We start from the raw sequence: 24,288 nt of genomic DNA on the forward strand, positions 1-24,288 counted from the left end.
CAGTCTCAGGGGGGAAATTTGCCGCAGGCGGCTTTTCAGCCCGTGCGCCGCGCAATGCAGACCTGCCACGGGCCCAGGTGCAGCCGGTTTTCCGGCCCCGGACTGCCACCGCCCAGTTCCTGAGCAATGGTTTCCCACTCACCAGGCGGCAGCGCGTGCATCGACGGCGTATCTGACATGTTGAACGCGCAGAAAAGCGTTTCGCTGTCAGCCACACGGGTAAAATGAAGTACATCGCCATAGGCGAAAACGCCGTCATGGGTCCCGTGGCGCAGTGCCGGATGTCTCTTCCGGAACGCCAGAGCATGGCGGTAATGGTGCAGCAGAGAGCCCGGCGTACGTTCCTGAATATCCGCCGCATTCTCGAGATGGCTGTGCGACACGGGCAGCCAGGGAATCGCAGGCGTAAACCCTGCGTTCTGCTCTTCTGCCGCCCAGACCATCGGGGTTCTGCATCCGTCCCGCCCCTTGAACTCAGGCCAGAATTCAATCCCGTAGGGATCCTGAAGATCCTCAAATGGGACATCCGCCTCGGGAAGACCAAGCTCTTCTCCCTGGTACAGGCAGGCGGTGCCCGGCAGGCACATCAGCAGCGTTGCATGCAGCCGGAGTGCCGCCGGCGTCAGCTCCCAGCGGCTGCCATGCCGCATGACGTCATGGTTGGAAAAGGCCCAGGCCGCCCAGCCGTCCCGCGCCGCTCGGCCCAGCTCGTCAAAAACCTGAGCGACCCGTGATGCCGTCAGCTTCTCACGCGCCAGAAACTCAAAAGCATAGCACATGTGCAGTGCCTTTTCGCCGGACGTATACTGACCCAGCAGTTCAAGTCCGTGCAGTGCATCGCCAATCTCTCCCAGCGAGGTGATGGCCGAGTACTCGTCCAGCAACGCACGGAAACGCGACAGAAACTCAAGGTTTTCAGGCCGGTTTTTTGAATAGACGTGGTCCTGATGATTGTACGGGTTCACCGATGGCGCCAGAACCGCCGAGCGCTCTTCGAGCGGCAGCGCCGGGTTGTTCCGCAACTGGTCGTCCGCATAGTAAAAATTGACCGTGTCGAGCCGGAAACCGTCAACGCCGCGGTCCAGCCAGAACCGCGTCACGCCCAGCAGCGCATTCTGCACATCGACGCTGTGAAAATTCAGATCCGGCTGGGAGGTAAGAAAGTTATGCAGATAATACTGCTCGCGCTGTGCATCCCACTGCCAGGCAGGTCCTCCGAAAATTGACAGCCAGTTGTTGGGCGCTGTCCCGTCAGGCTTTGGATCTGCCCAGACATACCAGTCGCTGCGCGGACCATCGCGGCCGGCGCGACTCTCGGTGAACCATGGGTGCTGATCTGATGTGTGCGACAGCACCAGATCAATCATCACCTTAAGGCCCTTTGAATGCGCGGCTTCGACCAGCGCATCAAAGTCCGCCAGAGTTCCGAACATCGGATCGACATCACAGTAATCACTGACGTCGTAGCCGAAGTCTTTCATCGGCGAGGTAAAGAACGGCGAAATCCAGATCGCATCCACGCCAAGGGCCGCGATATAGTCCATCCGCTCGACTATACCGCCAAGATCTCCGATACCGTCTTCGTTGCTGTCCTGAAAACTGCGGGGATAAACCTGGTAGATTGTGCAGCCTTTCCACCAGTCAGCATTGCTGTGCGCATTCGTCTGTTCAGACATCTTTTCCTCGGGATCTCAGGGGGTAATCAGGCGCACAGATAACCATCATAGACAGAGGATGAAAAGCCCGCACGGGACACAATCTGCGCGACTTTCCGCAGGGTTTCAGACATGACCGGAGCGAGGGTTCTGCAGTGTCAGACGGTTGCGCCGTCCGACGCCACCGCAACCTCTGACTCCACCGCCAGAGTGGCCAGCACCTCGCCGCCCGAATCGACGTATTCGTAGATCGTGAACTGATTACCCCCGGCGTCAGTCACCGGGCCAGCCGAAGCCGCGAGCAGGCTTTCGCCTGAACCCGTGCTGACATCCACACGGTCGCCGCTGTTGCCATAGATTGTCACACTTTCGGGCAGTGCCGCATCGAGCAGCGCTTCCAGTTCTGTATCGGCAGTGTCGGACAGAGACACAATGTCGGTCAGGCTCAGCGCGAGCGTATCTGAGCGCCCGTTGTCCATGTCGATCGCTTCTATCCCGGAGAGTTCGGTTGCGGCCAGAAGCGCTGTGATATCTGCCACGTCGGCTTCGAAAACGTCGCGGCCAGCACCGCCGCGCACCACATCGTTACCGGCAGGCATTTCGGTCGCGATAATCCGGTCATCCCCTGCCCCCGCCAGAACGGTATCATCCCCTGCACCTGCGTTGATCGTATCGTCGCCGTCAAAGGTAAGGATCACATCGTTGCCCGCGCCCGCATTCACAGTGTCATCTTCGTTACTGCCAAAAAGCAGATCGTCCCCGTCCAGCCCGGTCAGTGACTGTGCGGTATCTGCCCGCCCGAAAGCGTCAAAGGATGACAGTTCGATCTCGGCCGTGCTCTCGTCACCATCTGTGTCGAACTGCGCAGTAATTGTGATGCGGTTGTCCTCGCCCAACATGTCGGCAATGTTCTCAATCGCGGCCAGTGGCAGTTCGTAATCGATGTCCTCCGTCAGGAGAGCAGGACTGGTTTCATCCGCCACCACGCCAAAGCTGACACCATCGGATTCCAGCTGAACAGAAAGGCCGACAAGTTCGGGTGTGAACAGCGATGACGCCTCGATCGCGGTGGTAAGGTCCGAGGGACCGTCAAAAAGCACAGCATCCGGATCGACGCCCTGCAGTTGGGTGATATCGACATCGCCGAAACCAAAGGCGCTGACGTCCACCGGATCGCGGCCGTCCGCCGGATCGGTCAGTTCAGCCAGCGCGGTCTCCCAGCCGCCGCTTGTGGGGCGGCCGTCTGTCACGAACAACAGATAGTTTGTCTCGCCTGCCGGTTCCTCTAGCAGGAAGTCAGCGGCCTCCCTGAAGGCAACCTGCCAGTTCGTACCGGTACCGGTATAAGGTAGGCTCAGGATCGCATCGGACAGTCCCGGATCCGTCAGACTGAGGACGGGCGATGATGCCGTAAAGGTGCCAAAACTCGTGAACTGAACCTCAATACTGGTGGACGTTCCCGCGAACAGCGCGGCCAGACTGCTCATTGCCTCATCTACCGAGGCCAGAAGGCTGTTCCACAGAGGCACCGGGATACTGCCGGAACTGTCGAGCAGGACGGACAGATTGATCTGTGCAGGCGAGATTTCACCTTCGATATCAATCTCGATTGCCCCGGCTGCTGTGTCCGCGACTGCCTCAGTGCTCAATCCGATCGAGATACTGAGCCCGTCAATCTCGACATCTGACTTTTCGACCTCAACCTCGGCAACCCCGGTGGTCTCACCGCCGTCTTCGTCGGTCACGACGTAGGTGAAACGGTCGACACCCACGAACCCCTCGTCGGGCGTGTAGGTAAATGTCCCGTCCGCCGCAATGCTCACGGATCCATTGTCAGGCGCATCTGTACCGGCGGCAAAACTGAACGTTCCGGCACCATCGATATCGGTTGCCGTCAGCGCACCCGAGACAGCAGTCTCTTCGGTGGTCTCAAAGACACTGACGCGGCTGACGATGGGCACATCGTTCGTCCCGGTGACCGTCACCGAGACCGTTTCGCTGTCGCTGGCCCCGAATTCGTCAGAGACCGTCACAGTCAGTGTTTCAGTCACTGTCTCGCCGGCGCGCAGCGGATCGGCCAGTTCATTGTCTATGGTATAGGACCAGACGCCATCGGGCGTGACAGCGAATGTACCGTAGACGGCCGCGGTGGCCGCTATTGTCCAGGTCAGGGTCGCAGGCCCATCAACGTCTGTGGCAACCAGCGTGCCCGAGATCGTCGCAGCCTCAGCCGCCTCTTCTATCGCGCCGGTCAGCGCGCTGTCTTCGTCGCTGACTTCCGGCGCGTCGTTGATCCCGGTCAGCGTGATCGTCACCTGCTGCTCGGCGGTCTCGCCGGATGCGTCAGTGACAAGCGCGGTGAAAACCACTTCATCTGTGGCGCCGGCCGCGATGCTGCGCGCGCCTGCCGGGTCCAGTGTGAAGGTCCATGTGCCGTCCGGCTCAACGCTGAAAGATCCGGGCGTCGCTGTTGCCGCACCCGTCCAGGTCAGCGTATCACCTTCATCCGGATCGTCCGCCACCAGTGTGCCGCTGACGGTTGCTGCGGTTTCCGTCACCGTCAGCGCTCCGCTCACATCGGAGTCTTCTGTGACCACGAATGGCGCATCCGCGGTTCCAGTGACCGAGAACGTGACCGTGCCCTGCGACGTCGCGCCTGCGGGATCGGTCACACGGAATTCAAAGCTGTCGGTGCCCGCGAAATCCGTATCAGGCGTATAGGAATAAGTCCCATCCGACAAAAGGGCGATCTCTCCGTCTGACGGGCCACTGACGACAGAGAAGACCAGAACGTCACCGTCAACATCACTGGCCGGCGCTGTTCCGATCAGAATGCCGTCTTCAGGAACTGTCGCCGCCGCGTCAGCTGCAACCGGATCGTCATTGACCGGCAGGACCGTGACAATAACAATCGCCTCGGTGGTCGCACCCGTTTCGTCCGAAACGCTGAACGTGAACGTTTCTGTTCCGTTGAAATCCGGAGCCGGTACAAAATCAAACGATCCGTCGGAGCCGACAGTGACGCTCCCGCTGCCCGGAGGCGTGCCCAGCGCATATGTAAGTTCACCAACACCACCCTCGACGTCGATCACACCGGTAATGGCATCATCTTCGGATGCATCCTCAAAGCCCGTGAACGTAAAAACCGGCGGCTCCTCGCTCAGATCGGGCTGCAGTTCACCATCATCGAAGGGTTCGAAATCATCCGCATCGTCCGCCTCGACATCAGGCAGCTGTTCGATGGCGTCGGGCTCATCGATTGCATCCACGCCAAAACTGTTGCCATCGCCCGTACCGGAAATGCTGTCGAGTGCCGCGCCCCCCGGATCGCTGAGGGTCACAAACGTATCTCCGCTGTCCACGCGCGATACAGCCGAGCGGAACGCGGCAAAAGCCTCGGCAATCAGCAGATTGTCATCAACATCATCCTGCAGTGTGCGAACAACCTCGCGGGTTTCGCCACCCGCAGAAGACACCAGCCATTTGGTGTTCGTATCGGTCAGTGTTGCAACCAGGTTTCCTTCGGTATCGCGCAGCTCGACACGTCCGACGCTGCCATCCGGGTCGCGCGTCAGCGTTACCGCGCTGGTGACGACCCCACCATCTGCGGTCACCTCGACCAGCACTGTTGTGCCGCGGATCCCCATGGTTGAGGACGGCGTGCTGACTTCCATGTCCCCTGTTTTTGCGACCTGACCTGCAATAAATACAAAACTGCCCTGCAAAAGGCTGAAGCCACCGGAGTTCTCATTCGACTGCGGATCATAGATCAGCTCGTCAATGACCATCCGCGATGCCGAGGCAAGGGTGAAAATCGTACCGTCCACAAAGGTGATCGAAACGGCGCCGCCGTCCGATGTCTGGACAACATCCTGCTGGTAGATTTTGGACCCCACCTGCAACACTTCGACCGATCCGTCCAGACGCTGAACGGTGGTTTCACCTGCAAGCGTCTCTACCTGGCCAATCGGGCTGGCGCCGGGTGCCTGGGAACCGCCTGTCTGAGCGTATTGAGCCGGTGCAGCAGGACCGGCAAGCTGCGCAACAGTATCGCCGCGAATGACCGCGCCGGCACTGTCAAAGATATCCGCCGGAGTGCCGTTGCTGAAGTAACCCGGCACATAGAGATCCGGCGCACCATCGGCGGAAATATAAAGGTCGTTGCCTGCACGGGAATAGTTTCCGGAAAACAGCTGTGTACTGTTTTCAGCAACCAGGCGCCCGCTGCTGTCTGCGCTCAGAGCAGTAACGGCAGCCTCAGGCTGACTTATGCCAGTGACGCGTAACGACACATCGGTAATCCCCGCTAGAACAATTTAAATAACTTTTTAACAACACCCGGGTGGTTCGTATGTGAACCACGACACATTCCCACCAGTTAATTGCCTGAATGCTGCCACAAAGCGCATTAAGGGCAAGCTTTTTAGTCTTTTAGTAACACTTTAGAAACAATTACACGAATCCGACGGGGTTGATCCGTGCATGAAATTCGTCACAATCGGGCGCAGCCCACGACGATTTCGGCCTGAGCGCTGATTTCATTCAGAAAAATGCGGTCAGGAAGCGTCCGGACATGAGAGAATGGTTTTCAAAGTGGCTGGGCTGGATCAGGGTAATTGCCTTTTTCGGACTTATTTGCGGTCTTGCGATTCGGATCGGGGATCCATTGCCGCTCGAAACGCTACGCAATGCCGCATTTGATTTCTATCACCAGTCCAAGCCACGGGAGCTTACCCCGCTGCCCGTAGCCGTTCTTGATGTGGATGACAGCAGCATCGAAGAGATCGGCCAGTGGCCATGGCCCCGGACGCTGGTTGCCGAAATGGTGGAACGGGCGACGGCGGACGGCGCAGTCGCAATCGGATTTGATATCGTGTTTGCCGAGCCGGACCGGCTGTCGCCTCCGCAGATCGCGCGCGACAATCCGGGCATGCCGAAAGAGCTCGCGGATCAGCTCAGCCGCATGCCTGAAAACGATACACTTCTGGCGCAGGCCTTTGCGCGGTCACGGGTTATTGTCGGACAGGCAACCGTGCGCTCACTGGCCGGGAACCGCAGCGAAAAACGCGAAATGGTAGACCTGCCCCCTGCTCTGATCGGCCAGGACCCTAAACCCTTTCTGCTGAGTTTTCCTGACATTCTGCAAAATCTGCCGGAGCTCGAAGCCAATGCCGCAGGCAGGGGCATGTTTGCCACCCGTCCTGACGCAGACGGTGTGTACCGCCGGGTGCCGCTGGTGATGCTGGTTCAGAACAAGATACGGCTGGGTCTCACGCCGGAACTGCTGCGTGTTGCGACGGGGGGCGGCACCTATGCGATCCGGACCAATGACGCCGGTATCGAGGGTGTGGTTCTGGCCCGCCAGCTTGTGCCTACCGCCCGGGATGGCACAGTCTGGCCGTACCTCACTCCTTCGTCACAGTCGCGCTATGTCCGGGCGGCTGATCTGCTCGAAGGCCGGATGCCGCCGGGTCGCCTTGCAGGACATCTGGTCCTTGTGGGGACATCTGCCATCGGCCTCGAGGATTTCCGCGCAACGCCTCTCGGCGTACCCATGGCCGGAGTAGAAATTCATGCACAGGTTCTTGAAAACATCATGGCCAAGACCCTGCTGAACAGACCCAACTACGCGATCGCGGTCGAACTGGTGCTGACATTTGTGCTCTGTACGCTGGTGATCATCTTTGCACCAAGTCTGTCTGCACGTCTGCTGATCTCGTCATCAGTCGTGCTGCTGTCAGGCTATGTCGGCTGGTCCTATTACATGTTCTACGAGTTCAGGGTGCTGGTGGACCCGACGTTCCCGGTTCTGGCAACCGCAACAGCAATTATGCTGATTTCGACGGTCAACTACCTGCGCGAAGAACGTCAGCGGCGCGAAATCCGCAACGCCTTTGGCCAGTATGTCTCACCGGACCTTGTCGATCAGCTGAGCCGCAACCAGGGGCAGCTGACGCTGGGCGGAGAATCCCGGCAACTTACCCTGCTTTTCAGCGACGTACGCGGCTTCACAGCGATCGCCGAAGAGTACCGCGACGACCCACAGGCGCTGACAGTTCTGATGAACCGGTTCCTGACAATCCTGTCAGAGGCGATCATGGACAACAAAGGGACCATCGACAAATTCATGGGCGACGCGGTAATGGCTTTCTGGAATGCGCCTCTGGATCATGAACAGCATCCCCATGCCGCCTGCTATGCTGCGCTGCGGATGATTGCCGATGTCGAAGACTTCAACACAAAGCGCATGAAATCCGGCACGCGGACCAAAGGACGTGACGGACACAGAGTGCACCGTCTGCAGGTCGGTATCGGGATCAACACAGGCCAGTGTGTGGTCGGAAATATGGGCAGCGATACCCGTTTTGACTATACTGCCCTGGGCGATCCGGTGAACGTTGCCTCGCGGCTGGAGGGCCAGTCGCGGTATTATGGCTGTGCGATCATTCTCGGACAGGCGACAGCCGCACATGTATCGGCCGATATGGCGCTGATGGAGCTGGACCGTATCCGCGTAGTGGGCAAAGAAGTCCCCGAGACAATTTACGGGCTGTTTGGTCACGACGGCATGCGGTCGACGCAGGCGTTCCAGGCAATGGTCGCGCGCAATGCCGATATGCTGTCAGCCTATCGGGCCAGAGACTGGGAAGACGCTGAAACCGTGCTGCACGATTTGCGGGACCTTTGCGCGAACGCCGGGCTGGAATTGGATGAATACCTGTCACTCTACGCAACCAGGATTTCGGAACTGCGGTCAGATCCACCGCCGGCTGACTGGGACGGCGTCTACGCCTCAACAAGAAAGTGAGAGATCAGCGCTCGCGCAGCGCCTCGGACCGGGCACGCAGAATGGGCCTGGCCAGATAGGAAAGAACCGTCTTTTCACCTGTCTGTATGTCAACCGAAGCGATCATACCCGGCGTGATAGGCAAAGGGTTGTCGTCGGTACCCAGCCAGGATTTGTCCGTTCTGACAATGACGCGGAAAAACTCCATACCCTCCTGTGTCGTGATGGTATCTGCCCCGATCCTCACCACCTCGCCGTCCAGAGCGCCATAAACCAGATAGTCATATGCGGAAATCTTGACCGAGGCTGGCTCGCCGGTGCGCACAAAGGCGATATCACGCGGACCAAGGTCAGCTTCGATCAGAAGGCTGTCATCCGCCGGCACGATCTCGACAAGCGCAGCACCGGGCTGCACAACGGCTCCGATCGTGGTCGTGTTGACCCTGTTGATCGTACCACGCACCGGCGCCCGTAACTGCGCGCGCGTAACACGGTCATTGGCACTGCGCAGCGTTTCCTGCACAACAGCGAGTTCCAGCTGAAGCCGCGCCAGTCGCTGGCGTGCGGTCAGAATATAGGCTGAGCGTGCTGCGTTAATCTGGTTCTCAGCCTCTCCAATGGCCGCCTGCAGACGCGGCTCGCTGGCCTCGCTCACAGCGATATCACCGCTCAGTTCAGCAAAGCGGGACTGCAGGCGCAACAGTTCAATCTGCGGCACCAGACCACGGTCAAACATGTCCCGGGTCAGCGAGATTTCTTCTGTCAGCGGCGCTATGACGGCACGGGTCCGCATACGGATCGCACGTACCTCGTCCAGTTCGCTGCGGCGCTGCGTGAGCTGCGAGTTCAGCACTTCCAGCTCGCGTGTAAGTTGCTCTCGCCGGCTGTCAAAAAGCTGTGCCTCGGCCGTTATCGCCAGAGGTGCCCGCGCGGCGAGTTCTGCGGAAAACTCAAGCGTCCTCTCCATAGAGGCCTCTGCCTCAAGCCGTGCAGCTTCGGCCAGAATGGCCGCCTCCCGCTCCAGCAGCTGCCCCCTTTCGGCATCAAAGCGGATATCATCAATCTGCATCAGGACATCACCCGCCTCGACCAGATCACCTTCACGCACAGAAATATCCCGAACGATCCCGCCCTCGGAGCTCTGTACGACCTGCACCTGCTGTGACGGTATCACACGACCCGTCGCGCGGGCGGTTTCCTCGATCCTGTGCGTCGCGGCCCAGGCAACAAAAAGCGCGATACCGGAGGCAACAACCAGCAGCAGACGCAAAGGTCCGCGATCACGTCCTGCTCTGTCGGCAGAGCGTATCTCGTTGACGAACAGATCTTCGTCCCGGTTACCGAACACTGCTGTCTCCCGCTGTTCTGGCCGCGCCCATACTGCGCAGTTTGTCCATGACGTCGCCCGGCGCGCCATCCAGCACCGCGCGGCCCTCGTCCATCACGATCAGGCGACCTGCCACGGCTGCCAGTGACTGCCTGTGGGTGGAAATCAACAGCCCCATACCGCTCCGGTTCAGTTCCTGCAGCCGCTCAACGATCTGTTGCTGCATCCGGTGATCCATCGCGTTCGTCGGCTCGTCAAGAAACAGAACCCGTGGCCGGCGCAACAGCAGACGGGCAAGCGCTATCCCCTGGCGTTGACCTCCGGACAGCCGCGCTCCCTGTTCGCCGATAAACAGGTCCAGACCTTCGGGCAGACCCGCCACAAATTCATCCATCGCCGCATAGTAAAGCGCGCGGTTTATCTCTTCGTCAGTCGCATCGGGCGCGCCGATCACAAGGTTTTCGCGCAGCGTTCCGGTAAAGAGCTCGGGCATCTGGGGCAGATAACCGACACCACGACGCAGCTCTGCAGTGTCATACTGATCCAGCGCGATACCATCCACCAGCACGGTCCCCGATGACGGACGGATCAACCCGGAAAGCACCTTGCCCGTTGTGGTTTTGCCGGACCCGACACGCCCCAGAAGCGCAATGCTCTCGCCCGGCGCCATGTCAAAACTCAGCCCGGCCAGTGCCGGTCGCTGCGCGCCGGGATAGGTGAAATTCACATCCCGGATCGCCAGGGCACCGCGTGTGACAATGGCATCTGACCGGACTGGTCCGCTTTCTTCCACTTCCAGTGCCATAAAACGGTTGAGCGCCCCGAGTGCTCTGAACGCATACTGAGCGCGGAAGATCGTCTGTGCGATTGTCCCCAGTGGAGCGAGAACCCGTCCCGCCAGAATGTTGGCAGCGATCAGACCCCCGATGGAAATCCGCCCTTCCGCTACCAGAAAAACACCCCATACAATAATCAGAACGCTGACGGACTGCTGCACAAGCATTGTCCCGTTCGCCGCTGCATTCGACCAGAACCTCGTACGCCCGTTCACGCGTGAGGACGCCGTGACCGCAGCCTCCCATTCGCGCTGCATCAGAGGTTCGGCATTCAGGCTTTTGATGGTCTCAATCCCGCTGAGCGATTCAACCAGCACCACATGGCGTTTGGTTGCCATCTGCTGGGCACGGGATGCAGCCCGGCCCAGCGGCAGCTGCGCCAGCAGAGCAAGTACCAGCACCACTGGCACAGCACAGAGCGGAACAAGCGCAACAGGCCCGACGATAAAGTAGAGAGCCGCCACAAAAATGCCGATGAAGGCCAGGTCAATTACGGCAACAAAGGTCGCAGAGGCAAAAAATTCCCGCACCACCTCGAAATCACGGATCGTGCTGACGATGCCCGCGGCCCCGCCGGGACGCTCCAGCAGGCGGGCCTGCATTGCCTGCCTGAAAAGGCCCGAAGCCACTTTGAGATCCACCCGACGGCTGATGGTTTCCAGCACATTGGCCCTGACTGTGCGCATGACCAGATCAAGCGCCAGCGCAACCGATACTCCGACTGCCAGCGTCCAGAGTGTGACATAGGCAAGGTTCGGGATCACCTTGTCGTAGACGTTCATCACAAAAAGCGGCAACGCAAGTGTCAGCAGGTTGAGAAGAAATGCAGCAAGCAGCACCTGCAACCATCCGGACCAGCTGGCGCGCACGGGCGCCCAGAACCAGTGTCCGCGCGGGGGTGTGACCGCCGCCGCTTCCGGTGACAACCGCCCCGTTGCCGCGTCATCAGCACGTGTCACAAGCAGAACACCAGGGCGCAGGCTGCGCTTCAGAGCCGAAATCTTCTGTTCGGTCTCGAGCCCCCCCGCCACCGGGTCAACGGTGGTGACCAGCCGTTTGTCGCTGAAACCTGTGACAACGAGCGGATCGCCCGATCTGCGAAACACGACGCAGGGCAACGTCACCGGATCAATGCGGGCGATGTCGCGTGTGATGAGCCTGCTGCGCAGGCCAACGGCCTCGAGCGCGCGTGCGAGCATTTCCGGGTCGTCCGGATCAGCTCCTTCAGGCAGACGGGCTGCAACGGCTGCTTCGGTAAAGGTGCTTCCGAAATGCGCGGCCAGCCAGGCGACAAGACGCAACCGGTCTGTCACCGGCGTTTTCCCCGCTGGCACAGCCTTGGGGGCGGTGCCGTCTTCGGGCGTCACTTCAGCGGCTCGATGTTGACGTTGAAGACATTCTCAGGACTGACCCTGGCCCGGTCACGGAACGCCGGTTCAAGGGCGAGCTCGCTTCTGGGCAATCCAAAGAACGACGCCAGCTGACTTTGCGCTGCCAGCGCGCGATAGGTGCTGAATACCAGCCCCGACTGGGCCCCGACGCTTTCAAATTCGACTGTGAACCGCGCCCGCTCGACCTCGAGCAGATCCAGCAGTGTGCGCTTGGCCGCCTCGAATTCATCGCCATAGACTTCGACTATCGACCTGTTGATGCGGAGCTGGTCCGACAACTGAGAGGCCCTCTGACGGTCCGTGACATAGGTGTTCCAGGTCCGTGCCGCCAGTTCGCGTATCTCGCGCACCGCAACTTCCTGTGCGGCAATCGCACGGCTGTTCATTGCGGCAAGCGCGTTGCGTTCAGCCTTGCGTCCGCCCTGATAAATCGTCCAGCGCATGCCAATGCCGATATTCTCATCCGTCCGGTTGCCACGAACACCGTTGCGGTTGATGTCACGCACAACTCCTGCACCCAGCGTAAAGCGCGGATATCTGTCGGCCAGAACAGCTTCGGTTTCTGACTTCGTCTGGTCGATCTGAGAGCGCGCAAAGAGCAGTCTGTAACTGTTGTTCAGAGCGTTCTGCGTGAGCACTTCGAGAGACTGAGGAGCTGGAGCAGCCGATACCTGCATGGACCCCGACGGCTGGCGACCAACGACACGCTCATACCGGGCGCCGGCATCGCGCAGCGCCCGTTCCACTTCGAGCTGGGCCAGACGTGCGGACCGGATCCTGTCTTCGATTGTCAGCTGATCACTGAACGGCAGGCGGCCGCCCTCAACGAGGCCGGTCACCTGACGCCCGATTTCCTCGTGTTTACTGACATTTCGGCGCGCAACCTCAAGCAGTTTCCTGTGGCGGGCGACGTCGATATAGGCTTCTGTCGCGTTCAGCGCCATCGTTTCGGAAGCATCCAGCAACCGGAAGATACTGCCATCGACACGGGCTGCGTTAGCATAGACGAGATTTGACCGGCGGTACCCGTCGAACAACACGATTTCGGCCCGTACGCCCAGCTGGTGCCGCGGTTTGGTCTCGCGGTTGTCCGCTTCTGACAACGAATTTTCGTCGTCGACGCGCTGGTAGCCCGTTTCGCCGCTGAGCGTGAGTGTCGGGAGATATTCCCCACGCAACTGCATCAGTTCAAAAGCCGCCGTTTTCATCTCGGCCTCAGTCGCGCGCACCGACGGATTGGTTGTCACGGCAAAGCGAACAGCGTCGCGCAGGGTTTCAGCCGACGCAGAACCTGCGGCCGGCAGCGCCAGAAAACAGGCACACAAAAACCGGTTTAGTTTCTTCAACAGATGTTCCCCCGACAGGCAGAAAAGCCCGGACACTTTAACTATGCCCCAACGTTAACCAACTGCCGGGAAAAAGCAATCTGCTGAAAAGTCTGCTACTTAGGGTGGAATTCCGAGTAAATATCCGGCGCCGATCAACCGTCTCAGGCGGCAATCATCATCAGCCAGACCCAGATCATCGCGATGTATGTGAGCTGATGGAGGGCCTGATCGACACCGGAGGCGCGCCAGTATCCTGCATCAGCAGGCGTCAGGTTCTGATCCGACGTATGTCGTCCCTTCCACCAGTCGATGTGAAAGTGGACAACCCACTCTGCGAGAACAAGCGGGATTACAAAACCGAGCGGCGCACCAATGACGATAAACGCGATCAGAGAACCTGCCGCATGAATACCGGCATGCAGGAACCGTCCGAAATGGGCGTACTGGTCACGGCCGTCCAGCATCATCCGTGTCTGCAGAAAATAATCGCCCAGCATGTGTTTGATCTGCAGCAAACACAGCAGCACCAGTAACACACCGTACGTTTCGCCCAAGACGCGTCCTTCCACACACCAGATCGTTAACAAAGGTTAAGACCAGCGGACCCGACCTGTAAATCCGCCTTGCACGCAATTTTACCTATAAGCGCTAAATATTCGTTATGAAGCGTCCGACGCACCCGTTTCAGGGGAAAAAAGGCCCGCGCCTCCCTCCCCTGCTACACATCAGTCACGGTACAGAAGAGAGTGTCCGTTGGAAAAAAGGTGAACCTTTTCAGGGACTGCGGTCATATGGAGGACTTTCCCGCGCACATCTGCGTGGATCCCCGGAAGCTTGCCGATAACCGAGGACTGCTCAGCACCACTCTTCGCAAAGTAGAGCTGGGTCACCTCACCCAGCGCTTCGACAATTTCCACCTTTCCGGCGAAAGCATAATTTTCGTCGTCAGTAGGCACCATGTCTTCGGGACGAATGCCAACATTGACCTTCATGCCCTTGTCGCTTTCGCGTGTCGGAATGGCTGCTGCAATTGTACCCTGACCGGCATCCAGACAGACCCGTGTGGTAGCTCCGGCCTCGACAATCTCGCCCGACAGCAGGTTCATCGCCGGTGACCCGATGAACTGTGCAACGAATTCGTTTTCTGGTTTCTCGTACAGCTCCAGCGGTGTCCCCACCTGCGCAATGCCTTTGTTGGCAAGCACGACAATACGGCTCGCCAGTGTCATCGCCTCGACCTGGTCGTGCGTGACGTAGATCATCGTTGAGTTCGGCATGCTCTCTTTCAGCTGCGCGATCTCGATCCGGGTTGCGACACGCAGGGATGCATCAAGGTTCGAGAGAGGTTCATCGAAGAGGTAAACCTTGGGGTCCCGGACAATGGAGCGCCCGATGGCAACCCGCTGGCGCTGTCCGCCCGACAGCGCCTTGGGCAGGCGGTCGAGATACTCATCAAGCTGCAGGACCTTGGCTGCCCGGTTCACGGCCTCGTCGATCTCCTGCGGTGATTTCTTGGCAAGTTTCAGTGCAAAGGCCATGTTGTCCCGCACCGTCATGTGCGGATAAAGAGCGTAGGACTGAAAGACCATCGCAATACCGCGTTGCGCCGGTGGGACATCGTTCATCCGGTCACCGTCAATCTGCAACTCGCCGGCAGTGATTTTTTCCAGACCTGCAATCATCCTCAGCAGGGTGGATTTGCCGCAACCCGACGGGCCGACGAACACAATCAGTTCACCGGTCTGAATGTCCAGGTTGATGTTTTTAAGAACTTCGACGGTGCCTCCGTAGGCTTTGCCTACATCCGTCAGTTTAAGATTTGCCATTGCTGTCCCTCCCGTTTCAGGCCTGCGCGTCCGACGCGATTGCAAACAGCGCCTGGTGCGGTGGCAGACTGATGCCATCCGCTGTCTCTGTGAATGAAAACGGCGCCCCGCGGTCAATGTCCCACTGCCCATCCGGCAGCGCAACGCGCTGATCCTCCCCGGAGAGATTGAAGTGACAGAAGACCCGCGCACCATTGTGGTGTCTCAGGAAACTGATCTGATTGTCATCTGCAGCGATCAGTTCGATGTCGCCTTTCAGAACAGGCTCGTGCGCCTTGCGGAACGCCAGCATGTTTTTATAAAACTGCAGCATCGAGCCCGCGTCCGTGGCCTGTTCCTGTGCCGCACGCTGGACGTGTTCCATGGCAACCGGCAACCAGGGTTTCTCGTCAGAGAACCCGCCGTTCCGGTTGTCCCGCGTCCAGGGGAATGGTGTACGCGCACCGTCCCGCCCTTTGAATTTCGGCCAGAACCGCTTGCCATAAGGGTCCTGCAGGTCCTCGTAGGCCACATAGGCTTCGGTCAGACCCAGCTCTTCGCCCTGATAGAGGCAGACAGAGCCCTTGAGGCTCATCAGAAGGCCCGCGTAAAGGCGCAGGCGCGGCTCGTCCATATTCCAGCGGCTCGCGTGCCGGACCACATCGTGGTTGGAATAGGCCCAGCATGCCCAGCCCTCGGTGACTATGCGGTTAAACCGTTCAAGAATGTCTCCGACATGTCCGCCTGTAGGATAGGCGTTCGCCAGAAAAGCAAAGTCATAGCACATGTGCAGCAGGTCATCGCCGGCAGTATAGGCCGCCTGCACTTCCATGCCCCGCTGGCTTTCGCCAACTTCGCCCACGGCTGTCGAACCCGGATATTCATCCAGCAGCGCGCGGAACCGTCGCAGGAACTCCAGGTTTTCAGGCTGCGATTTGTCGTAGAGGTGATCCTGGAAGTTATACGGATTTACAGACGGCGCCGTATTGTCATTGCGCTCTTCCTCCGGCAGCGGAGGATTGTCCCGCAGTTGCTTGTCGTGAACATAAAAGTTCACTGTATCAAGACGGAACCCATCGACACCGCGCTCCAGCCAGAAGCGGGTGATGTCCAGCAGTTCGTCCTGCACATCCGGGTTGTGAAAGTTCAGGTCAGGCTGTTCAGACAGGAAATTGTGCAGATAGTACTGCATCCGTTCGCCGTCCCATTCCCAGGCGGACCCGCCGAAGATCGACAACCAGTTGTTCGGGGGCGATCCATCGGGTTTGGGGTCGGCCCAGACGTACCAGTCCGATCTGGCGTTGTCCCGCGATGTCCGGCTTTCGCGGAACCAGGGGTGTTGTGCACTTGTGTGGCTGAGCACCAGATCGATGATCACGCGAACGCCCAGCTGGTGCGCGCGCTCGATCAGCGCGTCGAAATCACCCAGCGTGCCGAACATCGGATCCACGTCGCGATAGTCCGAAACATCATATCCGAAATCCAGCATCGGCGAGCGGAAGAAAGGCGATATCCAGATCGCGTCCACGCCCAGCTCGGCAACATAGGGCAGCCGGTGAATAATGCCCGACAGATCGCCGATGCCATCGCCGTTGCTGTCCTGAAAGCTGCGCGGATAGATCTGGTATATCGCCGCACCACGCCACCAGTCGGTATCATCAGAGAGCGCGTTTACAGGCATGGCCACAGTGTCCATCTTACTCATGAGAGGGGGCTTTCATTACTTGACGGAGCCGGCCAGCAGACCGCGCACCAGATAGCGTTGCATCGTAAAGAACACGGCCAGCGGGACCGCGATCGAGATAAAGGCCGCACCGGCAAGGATGCCCCAGTCACCCCCCCGCGACCCCAGAAGGTCGTCCGCGATTTTCACGGTCATCACCCAGGATTCAGAGTTCGACGGCAGGAAAACTTTGGCAACCAGCAGGTCATTCCAGACCCAGAGGAACTGGAAAATGGCAAAGGACGCCAGTGCGGGGAAACTGAGCGGCAGAACGATTTTGGTGAATACCTGGAAATCCGTCGCGCCATCAACTTTTGCGCTCTCGATAATGTCCCGCGGCAGTCCGACCATATAGTTACGCAGCAGGTAAATCGCGAGCGGCAGTCCGAAGCCGGTGTGCGCCAGCCAGATACCCAGAAAGCTCTGCCCGATGCCGACCTTGTTGTGCAGCTGCAGCAACGGCACCAGCGCCAGCTGCAAGGGCACCACCAGCAGCCCGACGACCATGGCGATCAGAAAGCCACGGCCTTTGAAGTCCATCCACGCCAGCGCATATGCGGCAAAGGCAGCGATGAGAATGGGAATGATCGTCGCCGGGATCGTCACGGTGAAGGTGTTGATAAACGCCACGTCCATGCCATTCGAAAACAGGATGGTCCTGTAATTGCCCAGCGAGAATTCCGGCGGTGTTGAGCTCGAATAATAGATGTTCGGGTCGCGTTTGATTTCCTGCGGGTTTTTGTAGACGAAATCACCATTTGCCTGCACCACCAGCGTCCGGTCCCGGCGCAGGTCAGCGGTCTCTCCGGGTGCATAGGCGGTCGGTGCCGAGCGCGCGCCGCCAAAGCGGATAACCTCGCCCTCGCCACCGGCGAAAATGTTGCCTTCGATGACAAAGAATTCGCCGTCTTTACGCGCTTCTTCAGCCGGGATACTGGCCTGGAAATTCTGCTCAACCGCAAAGGGCGACAGCCACCAGCCGGACGCCGAAATCTGATCGCGATCCCGGAAAGACGAGACCAGCAGCCCGACCGTTGGAATGAGCCAGAGCACCACAAGCAGAACGACCGAGATCTGCACCGCCCAGGTCAGAGAAGATTTTGTTCCTGCAATATTGTCCATGTCAGTTTTCCTCTCAGCGCATCTCAGCGCGGGCCTGGCGGATATTCCAGATCATCACCGGCAGAACGATAATCATGATGACAAAGGCCACGGCGGTGGCACGACCGTCGTCGCGGAACATATAGGACATCATGTAGCTGGGCAGGATTTCAGTCCCGAAGTTGCCCCCTGTCATGGTGTAGACGATGTCGAAAACCTTGAGCACGAGAATGGTGATCGTCGTCCAGACAACCACAATCGTTCCCATGATCTGCGGCACCTTGATCTTGAAGAAAACCTGGAACGGATTGGCCCCGTCGATAATCGCGGCCTCGACTGTCTCTTCGGGAATGCCGCGCAGTGCAGCCGACAGGATCACCATCGCGAAACCCGTCTGGATCCAGATCAGAATGAACATCAGGAAGAAGTTGTTCCAGAAGCGAACCTGAAGCACATCGAGCGGCTCTTCAGCGCCGAAAAAGTCGCGCAGCGCGTTGATCAGACCAATGTCCGCATTATTCGCATAGACGAACTTCCAGATCAGCGAGGCGCCGACAAAGGAGATCGCCATCGGCATGAAGATCAGGGATTTGGCAATGTTGCCCCATTTCAGCCTGTCGGTGAGCTGGGCAACAAGAAGGCCCAGAAAGGTTGCCGAGGCCGGCACGATGAGGACCCAGAGAAAGTTGTTGAACAGGGCCACCTGGAAGCCATCGTCTGAGAACATCGTGGCGTAGTTGCCAAAACCGATGAACTCATCGCCCGACCTGTTGTACAGGGACCGCCAGAACGAGCCCACAACCGGGTAAACGAGGTAAAGCCCCAGAGCCGCCATCGCGGGAAACAGGAACAGCCAGGGCCGTACCAGATTGGCACGGTTGATATTCAGGCCCGGGTTTTCGGCGCGTGCCGGAAAGATCACCTTGTCGAGAATGAGGTTGGACAGAAAGAAGTATCCGACGCAGCCGCCGACACCGATGAAGATTGTCAGCAGGCCCTGAACCAGCGGCGACATAGCATCCCTCCCAAGACGTAATGTACCCTGTTGAATGGGCTCCGGCGCAGAACACGCCGGAGCTCGTGGTCTTTGACAGGTTTACTGGATTGCGTCCCAGCGTTCCTGAATACCTTTGGCGACGTCCTCGGCGCTGGCACCTGTGGTGTAATCCACCATACCGGTCCAGAATGCGCCCGCACCAATCTCGCCCGGCATCAGGTCTGATGCGTCAAAGCGGAACGTGGTCGCATTCAGCAGGATTTCACCCTGTGCGCGCAGGCTGTCGCTGGCATAGGTCTCGGGGTTCACACCCTTGTGCGGCGTCAGGAAACCGCCCTGCGCCATCCAGAGTTCATGGCTGACGGGCAGCTTCAGGAACTCGACCATCGCATTGGTGGCCTCGGATGGGTTTGTGATCGCGAAGAGTGCACCCGCACCCAGAACCGGTTTGCCCAGATCTTTGCCTTCGTAGGCCGGGAAGTAGAAGAAATCCACGTCTTCGCCCACTTCGGTGCCTTCAGGGAAGAAGGCAGGGATGAAGGACGCCTGGCGGTGCATGTAGCAGCTCGGCGGGATAGCAAAGAGGCCTGCAGGGCTGTCACGGAAGTCTGTGTTGGCAACCGCAGAGGCGCCACCATCGACATAGTCGTCATTCAGCGCAAAGTAACCAAATTCTTCCATTGCAGCGATGATTGCCGGATCGTCAAACTTCATTTCGTTGGAAACCCACTGGTCATAGACCGCTGGTGGCTGCGTGCGCAGCATCATTTCCTCAACCCAGTCAGTTGCCGGCCAGCCGGTCGCCGCACCGGAACCCAGACCGATACACCAGGGCGTACCGCCATCCTCAACGATCAGGTCCGTCAGCTCCTTGAGCTCTTCCATGGTTTCCGGAATGTCATAACCGGCTTCGTCAAAAGCGATGGGCGAATACCAGACGAGCGATTTCACATCGACACGGTAGAACAGGCCATAGGTCTGATCGTTGCCATCCGCATCTGCGTAGGTGCCCAGATCGACCCACGACTGGCCCGCAGCGTAGTTGTCAGCGATCCACTCGGCCGATCCTTCGGGCAGCGGGCTCAGCAGACCCTGGCTGGCCAGATCTGCTGCCAGACCGGGCTGCGGAAAGGCTGCCAGGTTCGGCGCAGAGCCTGAGCGCGTGGAAATCACAATGTCCTGCTCAAAGCTGTCCGAGCCTGAATAGTTGACAGTCGCGCCGGTCGCCGTTTCGAAATACGAGAAGACGGCATCGACTTTCTCTTTTTCGTTTCCGGTCCATGCCCCGGTGATTTCCACGGTCTGTCCGGACAGGTCATATTTTTCGGCGAATTCGTTGAAGCTGTCCCAGCTGAAGCCACCCTCGCCCACGGCGAAAGGCTGATGCCCGTCCGCATGCGCCATTCCTGCGAAGAGAGCCAGCGCTGCTGCGCCGGCGTAAAAGCGTGCCGTCATGATTTTCTCCCGTTGCAGCGCCTTCTGGCGGCGCCTTAGTGCTCATTATTTAGGCGCCAAGAATCACTCCAAAGCGCTTTGAATAGCGAAAAGGTGAAGCAAGCTGACGAGTCTGTCAACTCAGGGATGAAAAATCAGGAGGTTTTGAATCGCAGACCAGTTTGGGCGCTAACATAATTCGGATTCTTCTTTGACCTGGACCGGCTCTCTGCCTAGGGTCGGTCGGAAATTGCGTCGACAAGCGGACCAGCGCGGATGAATCTCAAGGAACTTTCAGAGCGGCTCGACCTGTCTCCCACCACGGTAAGCCGGGCGCTGAACGGGTACCCGGAGGTCAATGAGGCAACACGACGGCGCGTGACCGAAGCCGCCGAGCGGTACAATTACCGCCCCAACGCCCGGGCACTGCATCTGGCCACCGGACGCTCAATGTCGATCGGCCACATTATTCCGTTTTCCAAACAGAACGAGATCGTGAACATCGTATTTGCGGATTTCATTGCCGGTGCCGGAGAGGTCTATTCACTCAACGGCTATAACATGACCCTGTCTGTCGTCCGTGATGATGAAGAGTTCGACACCTATCGCAGGCTTGCCGAAACGGGCAGCGTCGACGGGCTGATCGTTCAGTCGCCCGTGTGCGATGATCCCCGGATCACACATCTGGCGCAACTCAGTGTGCCGTTTCTGGTGCACGGGCGCGCATCCGATATCGACACGCCCTATGCCTGGATGGACGTCAACAACACCCGCGCGCTTGAGGTTCTGACCGGTCATCTGCTGGATCTCGGGCACCGGCGGATCGGGTTCATCAACGGGCAGGAAAAAATGGATTTTGCACAGCGGCGTCGTGCGGGGTATCTGCGTGCACTGGAAAAAGCAGGGATCGAACCGGATCCCGCGCTGATGCATTCGGTTGAAATGAGCGAGCAGAATGGTCACACATCGGCCAGCATAATGCTTGATCTCGACGAGCCCCCGACGGCTTTTGTTGCATCCTCGATCGTGCCTGCGCTGGGAATCCGGCGGGCTGTGAGCGCGCGGGGCCATGTGCTGGGACGGGATATCTCTGTAGCCTGTTTCGACGACGACATCTCTTATCTCAGCAACGGGGGTGACCGGCCGGAATTTACGGCGGTCCGCTCTTCTGTGCGGGATGCCGGCCGCAGATGCGCGCAGATGCTGATTGACCGGATCAGAGCACCCGACGGCCCCCTGTGTCACGATCTGTGGGAAGCCGAACTGATCCTTGGCCAGTCCACCGGCCCCTGCCCCGAAGGATGTGTATCATGAAATTCAGCCGTTCCGATTTCCCGGCCGACTTCCGGTTTGCAGCTGCAACATCAAGCTATCAGATCGAAGGACATGCCTTTGGCGGTGCCGGCCGGACACACTGGGACACTTTCGCAGCTACTCCCGGGAATGTGGTGCGCGCAGAGCATGGGCAGACCGCCTGCGACCATTATCACCGCTGGAAAGAAGACCTCGATCTGATGCAGGCCATGGGTCTGGATGCCTATCGGTTTTCCACCAGCTGGGCGCGTGTGATGCCCGAAGGGCGCGGGGCTGTGAACGCCGAAGGGCTGGATTTCTACGACCGTCTGGTCGACGGCATGCTGGCACGGGATCTGAAGCCCATGGCCACGCTTTACCACTGGGAGCTGCCAGCGGCGCTGGCGGATCTGGGCGGCTGGCGCAATCCGGACATCAGCCACTGGCTTGCCGATTTCGCCACTGTGATCATGGAGCGCATCGGCGACCGGGTGTTCAGCGTCGCGCCGATCAATGAGCCCTGGTGCGTGGCCTGGCTGTCGCATTTTCTGGGACTGCAGGCACCGGGCATGCGCGATATCAGCGCGGCGGCACACGCCATGCATCACGTTCTGACGGCCCACGGCAGGTCGGTTCAGGCCATGCGTGCACTGGGGATCAGCAACATCGGTGCGGTATGCAATTTTGAACATGTGATGCCCGTCGACGACAGCGAAGAGGCGCAGCGCGCGGCGGCCACCTATGAAGCGACTTACAACCGTTTCTTTGTGGGAGGGCTTTTCAGAGGCGAATACCCTGCAGAGGTCATGGAAGGGATCGAACCCTACATGCCGAAGGGCTGGCAGAATGACTTTGACCTCATCGGTCAGCCACTCGACTGGTTCGGGGTAAATTATTACACCTGCAAGAGAATTGCTCCCGACAGCGGCGCCTGGCCCTCCCTGCAGGAAGTGCCTGGGCCGCTGCCAAAAACCCAGATGGGCTGGGAGATCGAACCTGATGGGCTGGAATATATCCTGACCTGGTTACACCAGAATTATACCGGCGATCTGCCCGTTTACATTACGGAAAACGGTATGGCGAACGCCGATACACCGGACCGCCCTGACGACGAACGCATGGCCTATCTCGACAGCCATCTTGCGGCTGCGCTGCGCGCGATCGACAAGGACGTACCCCTGGCCGGCTATACCTTCTGGTCGCTTATGGACAACTACGAATGGTCGCTGGGTTACGAGAAACGCTTTGGCATGGTGCATGTGGATTTTGATACGCTCGAACGCACCCCCAAGGCGTCATATCATGCCGTCGCCGAGGCGCTGCGTCGCTGATCAGGGTTGAAACCATGCCGGCACGCCAAAGGGTGGCGTGTCGACGGTGCTGCCCGTCAGGCTTTCCAGAAACGCAACGATCTGAGAAATCTGGCGCGCCTCCAGAACACGGGTGTCGCCCGGCACTACTGCGGCCTGACGCGCCATCTCCAGCCGGTCGTTCTGTATGACAAAATCGACGGCCGCGAGCCAGGGGATCTCTGGCAGGGCCGCGTCCGCCCGTGTCCATGTTTCGCGCGCGGCCTGCGGAGTCAGATGGTGGCGCACCGCCGCCTCCAGCGTGGGCCATGCACCATTGTGCCCATAGGGTGCGGTCAGCGCCACATTGCGCAGCATCGGTGTCCGGAACGCATAGGCATCCTCCAGACGATTGCTCTCGCTCATCCGCCCCACATCCCGCGCATAGGGGTCAAAAACGCGGGTCCGGCCCGGACCGAAAGCCGGCAGTCCGAGGGCATGGAATTCCTGATCCGACATCAGCGCCCCCGCATGGCAAGTGCTGCACCCAGCATCGCCATAAAAGAGCGCCATTCCGGCCTGCTGGTCGGGCGTCAGCGCAGAACTGTCACCGGCAAGATACTGATCGAAAGGACTGTCAAAGCTCGTCCATTCCACGGCCATAAAGGCAGCAAGCGCGTTGGCAATCTCGACGATTGTCACCTCTTCGGGTGCAGTGATGTGATCAAAGGCTGCGACGAACCGCGGTCCATAGTCACCGGTTGTCCGCACGCGCTTTGCCAGAATGGGCCAGGCGTTGTCCATCCGGTCATGCACCGCACCGATCACCTCATTTTCGCCCGGATTTCCGGCCATCTCAAACTGTGCTACCAGCGGGAAAACAGCCTGGGCTGCCAGCAATGAATTGAACCCTGTGGGCAGCCATTCCTCGGCCGGTGAGTTGAAACCGTTGCCGTATATGTCCGATATGCTCAGACGCCCATCGTGAAACATCACTGTCAGATCCCGTGCGCCCAGGTTCCAGAGGCCCGGCGCGTTGCGCGGGATTCGTTTGCGCACGCGGTCAGCACCCGTGCCCGGTGTCCGTTCCGGCCCCAGCCCCTGCCCGCCTTCGCCGATGCCCAGAGACAGCCCGTCGCCGGTGCCGAGGTCGGGGTGATGGCAATGCGCACAGGAGATATTGCGGTTGCCGGAAAGCACCGTATCGTAGAACAGCGAATGGCCCAGAGCGGCCTGGGCGGGATCAAACTGAATGAAATCCGCCTGCGTCAGCGGCGGCGGCAGATCACCCGCCATCGCAAGCGTTGCAAAGCAGGAGAGAA

The 24,288-nt window shown here is 59.2% G+C and carries 15 protein-coding genes; 3 read left to right on the forward strand and 12 right to left on the reverse strand.

The features are described 5' to 3' along the window. Window positions 1-35 precede the first annotated feature (35 nt). Window positions 36-1,676, reverse strand: coding sequence for an alpha-amylase family glycosyl hydrolase (locus Q0792_RS03935; RefSeq protein WP_298836629.1), 1,641 nt, complete (start codon window positions 1,674-1,676; stop codon window positions 36-38). 137 nt (window positions 1,677-1,813) lie between these two features. Continuing rightward, on the reverse strand, window positions 1,814-5,947 hold the full coding sequence (locus Q0792_RS03940) for an Ig-like domain-containing protein (protein WP_298836631.1): 4,134 nt from the start codon (window positions 5,945-5,947) through the stop codon (window positions 1,814-1,816). Between the two features lie 281 nt (window positions 5,948-6,228). Between Q0792_RS03940 and Q0792_RS03945 the strand changes: the two genes are divergently transcribed. Further along, window positions 6,229-8,463, forward strand: coding sequence for a CHASE2 domain-containing protein (locus Q0792_RS03945; protein ID WP_298836633.1), 2,235 nt, complete (start codon window positions 6,229-6,231; stop codon window positions 8,461-8,463). Between the two features lie 4 nt (window positions 8,464-8,467). On the opposite strand, the gene Q0792_RS03950 is transcribed toward Q0792_RS03945, so the two are convergent. The 9 genes from Q0792_RS03950 to Q0792_RS03990 all read right to left on the reverse strand — a co-directional run bounded on the left by Q0792_RS03950 (window position 8,468) and on the right by Q0792_RS03990 (window position 20,405). Continuing rightward, window positions 8,468-9,790 carry an HlyD family type I secretion periplasmic adaptor subunit gene (locus tag Q0792_RS03950; protein WP_298836635.1) on the reverse strand — a complete coding sequence of 441 codons (1,323 nt, stop codon included), beginning with the start codon at window positions 9,788-9,790 and terminating at the stop codon, window positions 8,468-8,470. Further along, window positions 9,780-11,918 carry a type I secretion system permease/ATPase gene (locus tag Q0792_RS03955; RefSeq protein ID WP_298836637.1) on the reverse strand — a complete coding sequence of 713 codons (2,139 nt, stop codon included), beginning with the start codon at window positions 11,916-11,918 and terminating at the stop codon, window positions 9,780-9,782. The genes Q0792_RS03950 and Q0792_RS03955 overlap by 11 nt, the downstream gene beginning before the upstream one ends. A 50-nt stretch (window positions 11,919-11,968) precedes the next feature. Beyond that, window positions 11,969-13,342, reverse strand: coding sequence for a TolC family protein (locus tag Q0792_RS03960; protein WP_298836639.1), 1,374 nt, complete (start codon window positions 13,340-13,342; stop codon window positions 11,969-11,971). Window positions 13,343-13,485: 143 nt separating this feature from the next. Further along, window positions 13,486-13,878, reverse strand: a complete 393-nt coding sequence (locus Q0792_RS03965; RefSeq protein WP_298836641.1) for a DUF3307 domain-containing protein — start codon at window positions 13,876-13,878, stop codon at window positions 13,486-13,488. Between the two features lie 171 nt (window positions 13,879-14,049). Then, window positions 14,050-15,150: an ABC transporter ATP-binding protein gene (locus Q0792_RS03970; RefSeq protein WP_298836643.1), complete on the reverse strand. Its 1,101-nt coding sequence runs from the start codon at window positions 15,148-15,150 to the stop codon at window positions 14,050-14,052. 16 nt (window positions 15,151-15,166) lie between these two features. Further along, window positions 15,167-16,834 carry an alpha-glucosidase gene (locus Q0792_RS03975; protein ID WP_298836645.1) on the reverse strand — a complete coding sequence of 556 codons (1,668 nt, stop codon included), beginning with the start codon at window positions 16,832-16,834 and terminating at the stop codon, window positions 15,167-15,169. A 15-nt stretch (window positions 16,835-16,849) separates the two neighbouring features. Continuing rightward, window positions 16,850-17,974 (reverse strand): carbohydrate ABC transporter permease, encoded by a 1,125-nt coding sequence (locus Q0792_RS03980; protein WP_298836647.1) that lies wholly within the window; start codon window positions 17,972-17,974, stop codon window positions 16,850-16,852. 13 nt (window positions 17,975-17,987) lie between these two features. Next, complete coding sequence (locus Q0792_RS03985) at window positions 17,988-18,968, reverse strand: carbohydrate ABC transporter permease (protein WP_298836649.1); 981 nt, start codon at window positions 18,966-18,968, stop codon at window positions 17,988-17,990. An 81-nt stretch (window positions 18,969-19,049) separates the two neighbouring features. Further along, on the reverse strand, window positions 19,050-20,405 hold the full coding sequence (locus Q0792_RS03990) for an ABC transporter substrate-binding protein (protein ID WP_298836650.1): 1,356 nt from the start codon (window positions 20,403-20,405) through the stop codon (window positions 19,050-19,052). A 255-nt stretch (window positions 20,406-20,660) separates the two neighbouring features. Here Q0792_RS03990 and Q0792_RS03995 point away from each other — a divergent pair, with 255 nt between their 5' ends. Next, a complete protein-coding gene (locus Q0792_RS03995) occupies window positions 20,661-21,698 on the forward strand; it encodes a LacI family DNA-binding transcriptional regulator (protein WP_298836652.1) in 1,038 nt (345 codons plus the stop codon). Beyond that, window positions 21,695-23,008, forward strand: a complete 1,314-nt coding sequence (locus tag Q0792_RS04000) for a GH1 family beta-glucosidase (protein WP_298836656.1) — start codon at window positions 21,695-21,697, stop codon at window positions 23,006-23,008. The genes Q0792_RS03995 and Q0792_RS04000 overlap by 4 nt, the downstream gene beginning before the upstream one ends. Here the strand turns inward: Q0792_RS04000 and Q0792_RS04005 are convergent, their stop codons facing one another. After that, entirely contained in the window at window positions 23,009-24,262 is a 1,254-nt protein-coding gene (locus Q0792_RS04005; RefSeq protein WP_298836658.1) for a cytochrome c peroxidase, read from the reverse strand. Window positions 24,263-24,288: the final 26 nt, after the last annotated feature.

The sequence above is a fragment of the uncultured Roseobacter sp. genome (genome assembly GCF_947495025.1).
Taxonomy (GTDB): domain Bacteria; phylum Pseudomonadota; class Alphaproteobacteria; order Rhodobacterales; family Rhodobacteraceae; genus Roseobacter.

Bases quoted from the DNA above. Each gene is read 5' to 3' on its own strand.
- Q0792_RS04005 (WP_298836658.1), bottom strand. From the start codon at position 24,262: ATGGCGGGTGATCTGCCGCCGCCGCTGACGCAGGCGGATTTCATTCAG.
- Q0792_RS03970 (WP_298836643.1), bottom strand. From the start codon at position 15,150: ATGGCAAATCTTAAACTGACGGATGTAGGCAAAGCCTACGGAGGCACC.
- Q0792_RS04000 (WP_298836656.1), top strand. From the start codon at position 21,695: ATGAAATTCAGCCGTTCCGATTTCCCGGCCGACTTCCGGTTTGCAGCT.
- Q0792_RS03985 (WP_298836649.1), bottom strand. From the start codon at position 18,968: ATGTCGCCGCTGGTTCAGGGCCTGCTGACAATCTTCATCGGTGTCGGC.
- Q0792_RS03935 (WP_298836629.1), bottom strand. From the start codon at position 1,676: ATGTCTGAACAGACGAATGCGCACAGCAATGCTGACTGGTGGAAAGGC.
- Q0792_RS03980 (WP_298836647.1), bottom strand. From the start codon at position 17,974: ATGGACAATATTGCAGGAACAAAATCTTCTCTGACCTGGGCGGTGCAG.
- Q0792_RS03945 (WP_298836633.1), top strand. From the start codon at position 6,229: ATGAGAGAATGGTTTTCAAAGTGGCTGGGCTGGATCAGGGTAATTGCC.
- Q0792_RS03995 (WP_298836652.1), top strand. From the start codon at position 20,661: ATGAATCTCAAGGAACTTTCAGAGCGGCTCGACCTGTCTCCCACCACG.
- Q0792_RS03990 (WP_298836650.1), bottom strand. From the start codon at position 20,405: ATGACGGCACGCTTTTACGCCGGCGCAGCAGCGCTGGCTCTCTTCGCA.
- Q0792_RS03975 (WP_298836645.1), bottom strand. From the start codon at position 16,834: ATGAGTAAGATGGACACTGTGGCCATGCCTGTAAACGCGCTCTCTGAT.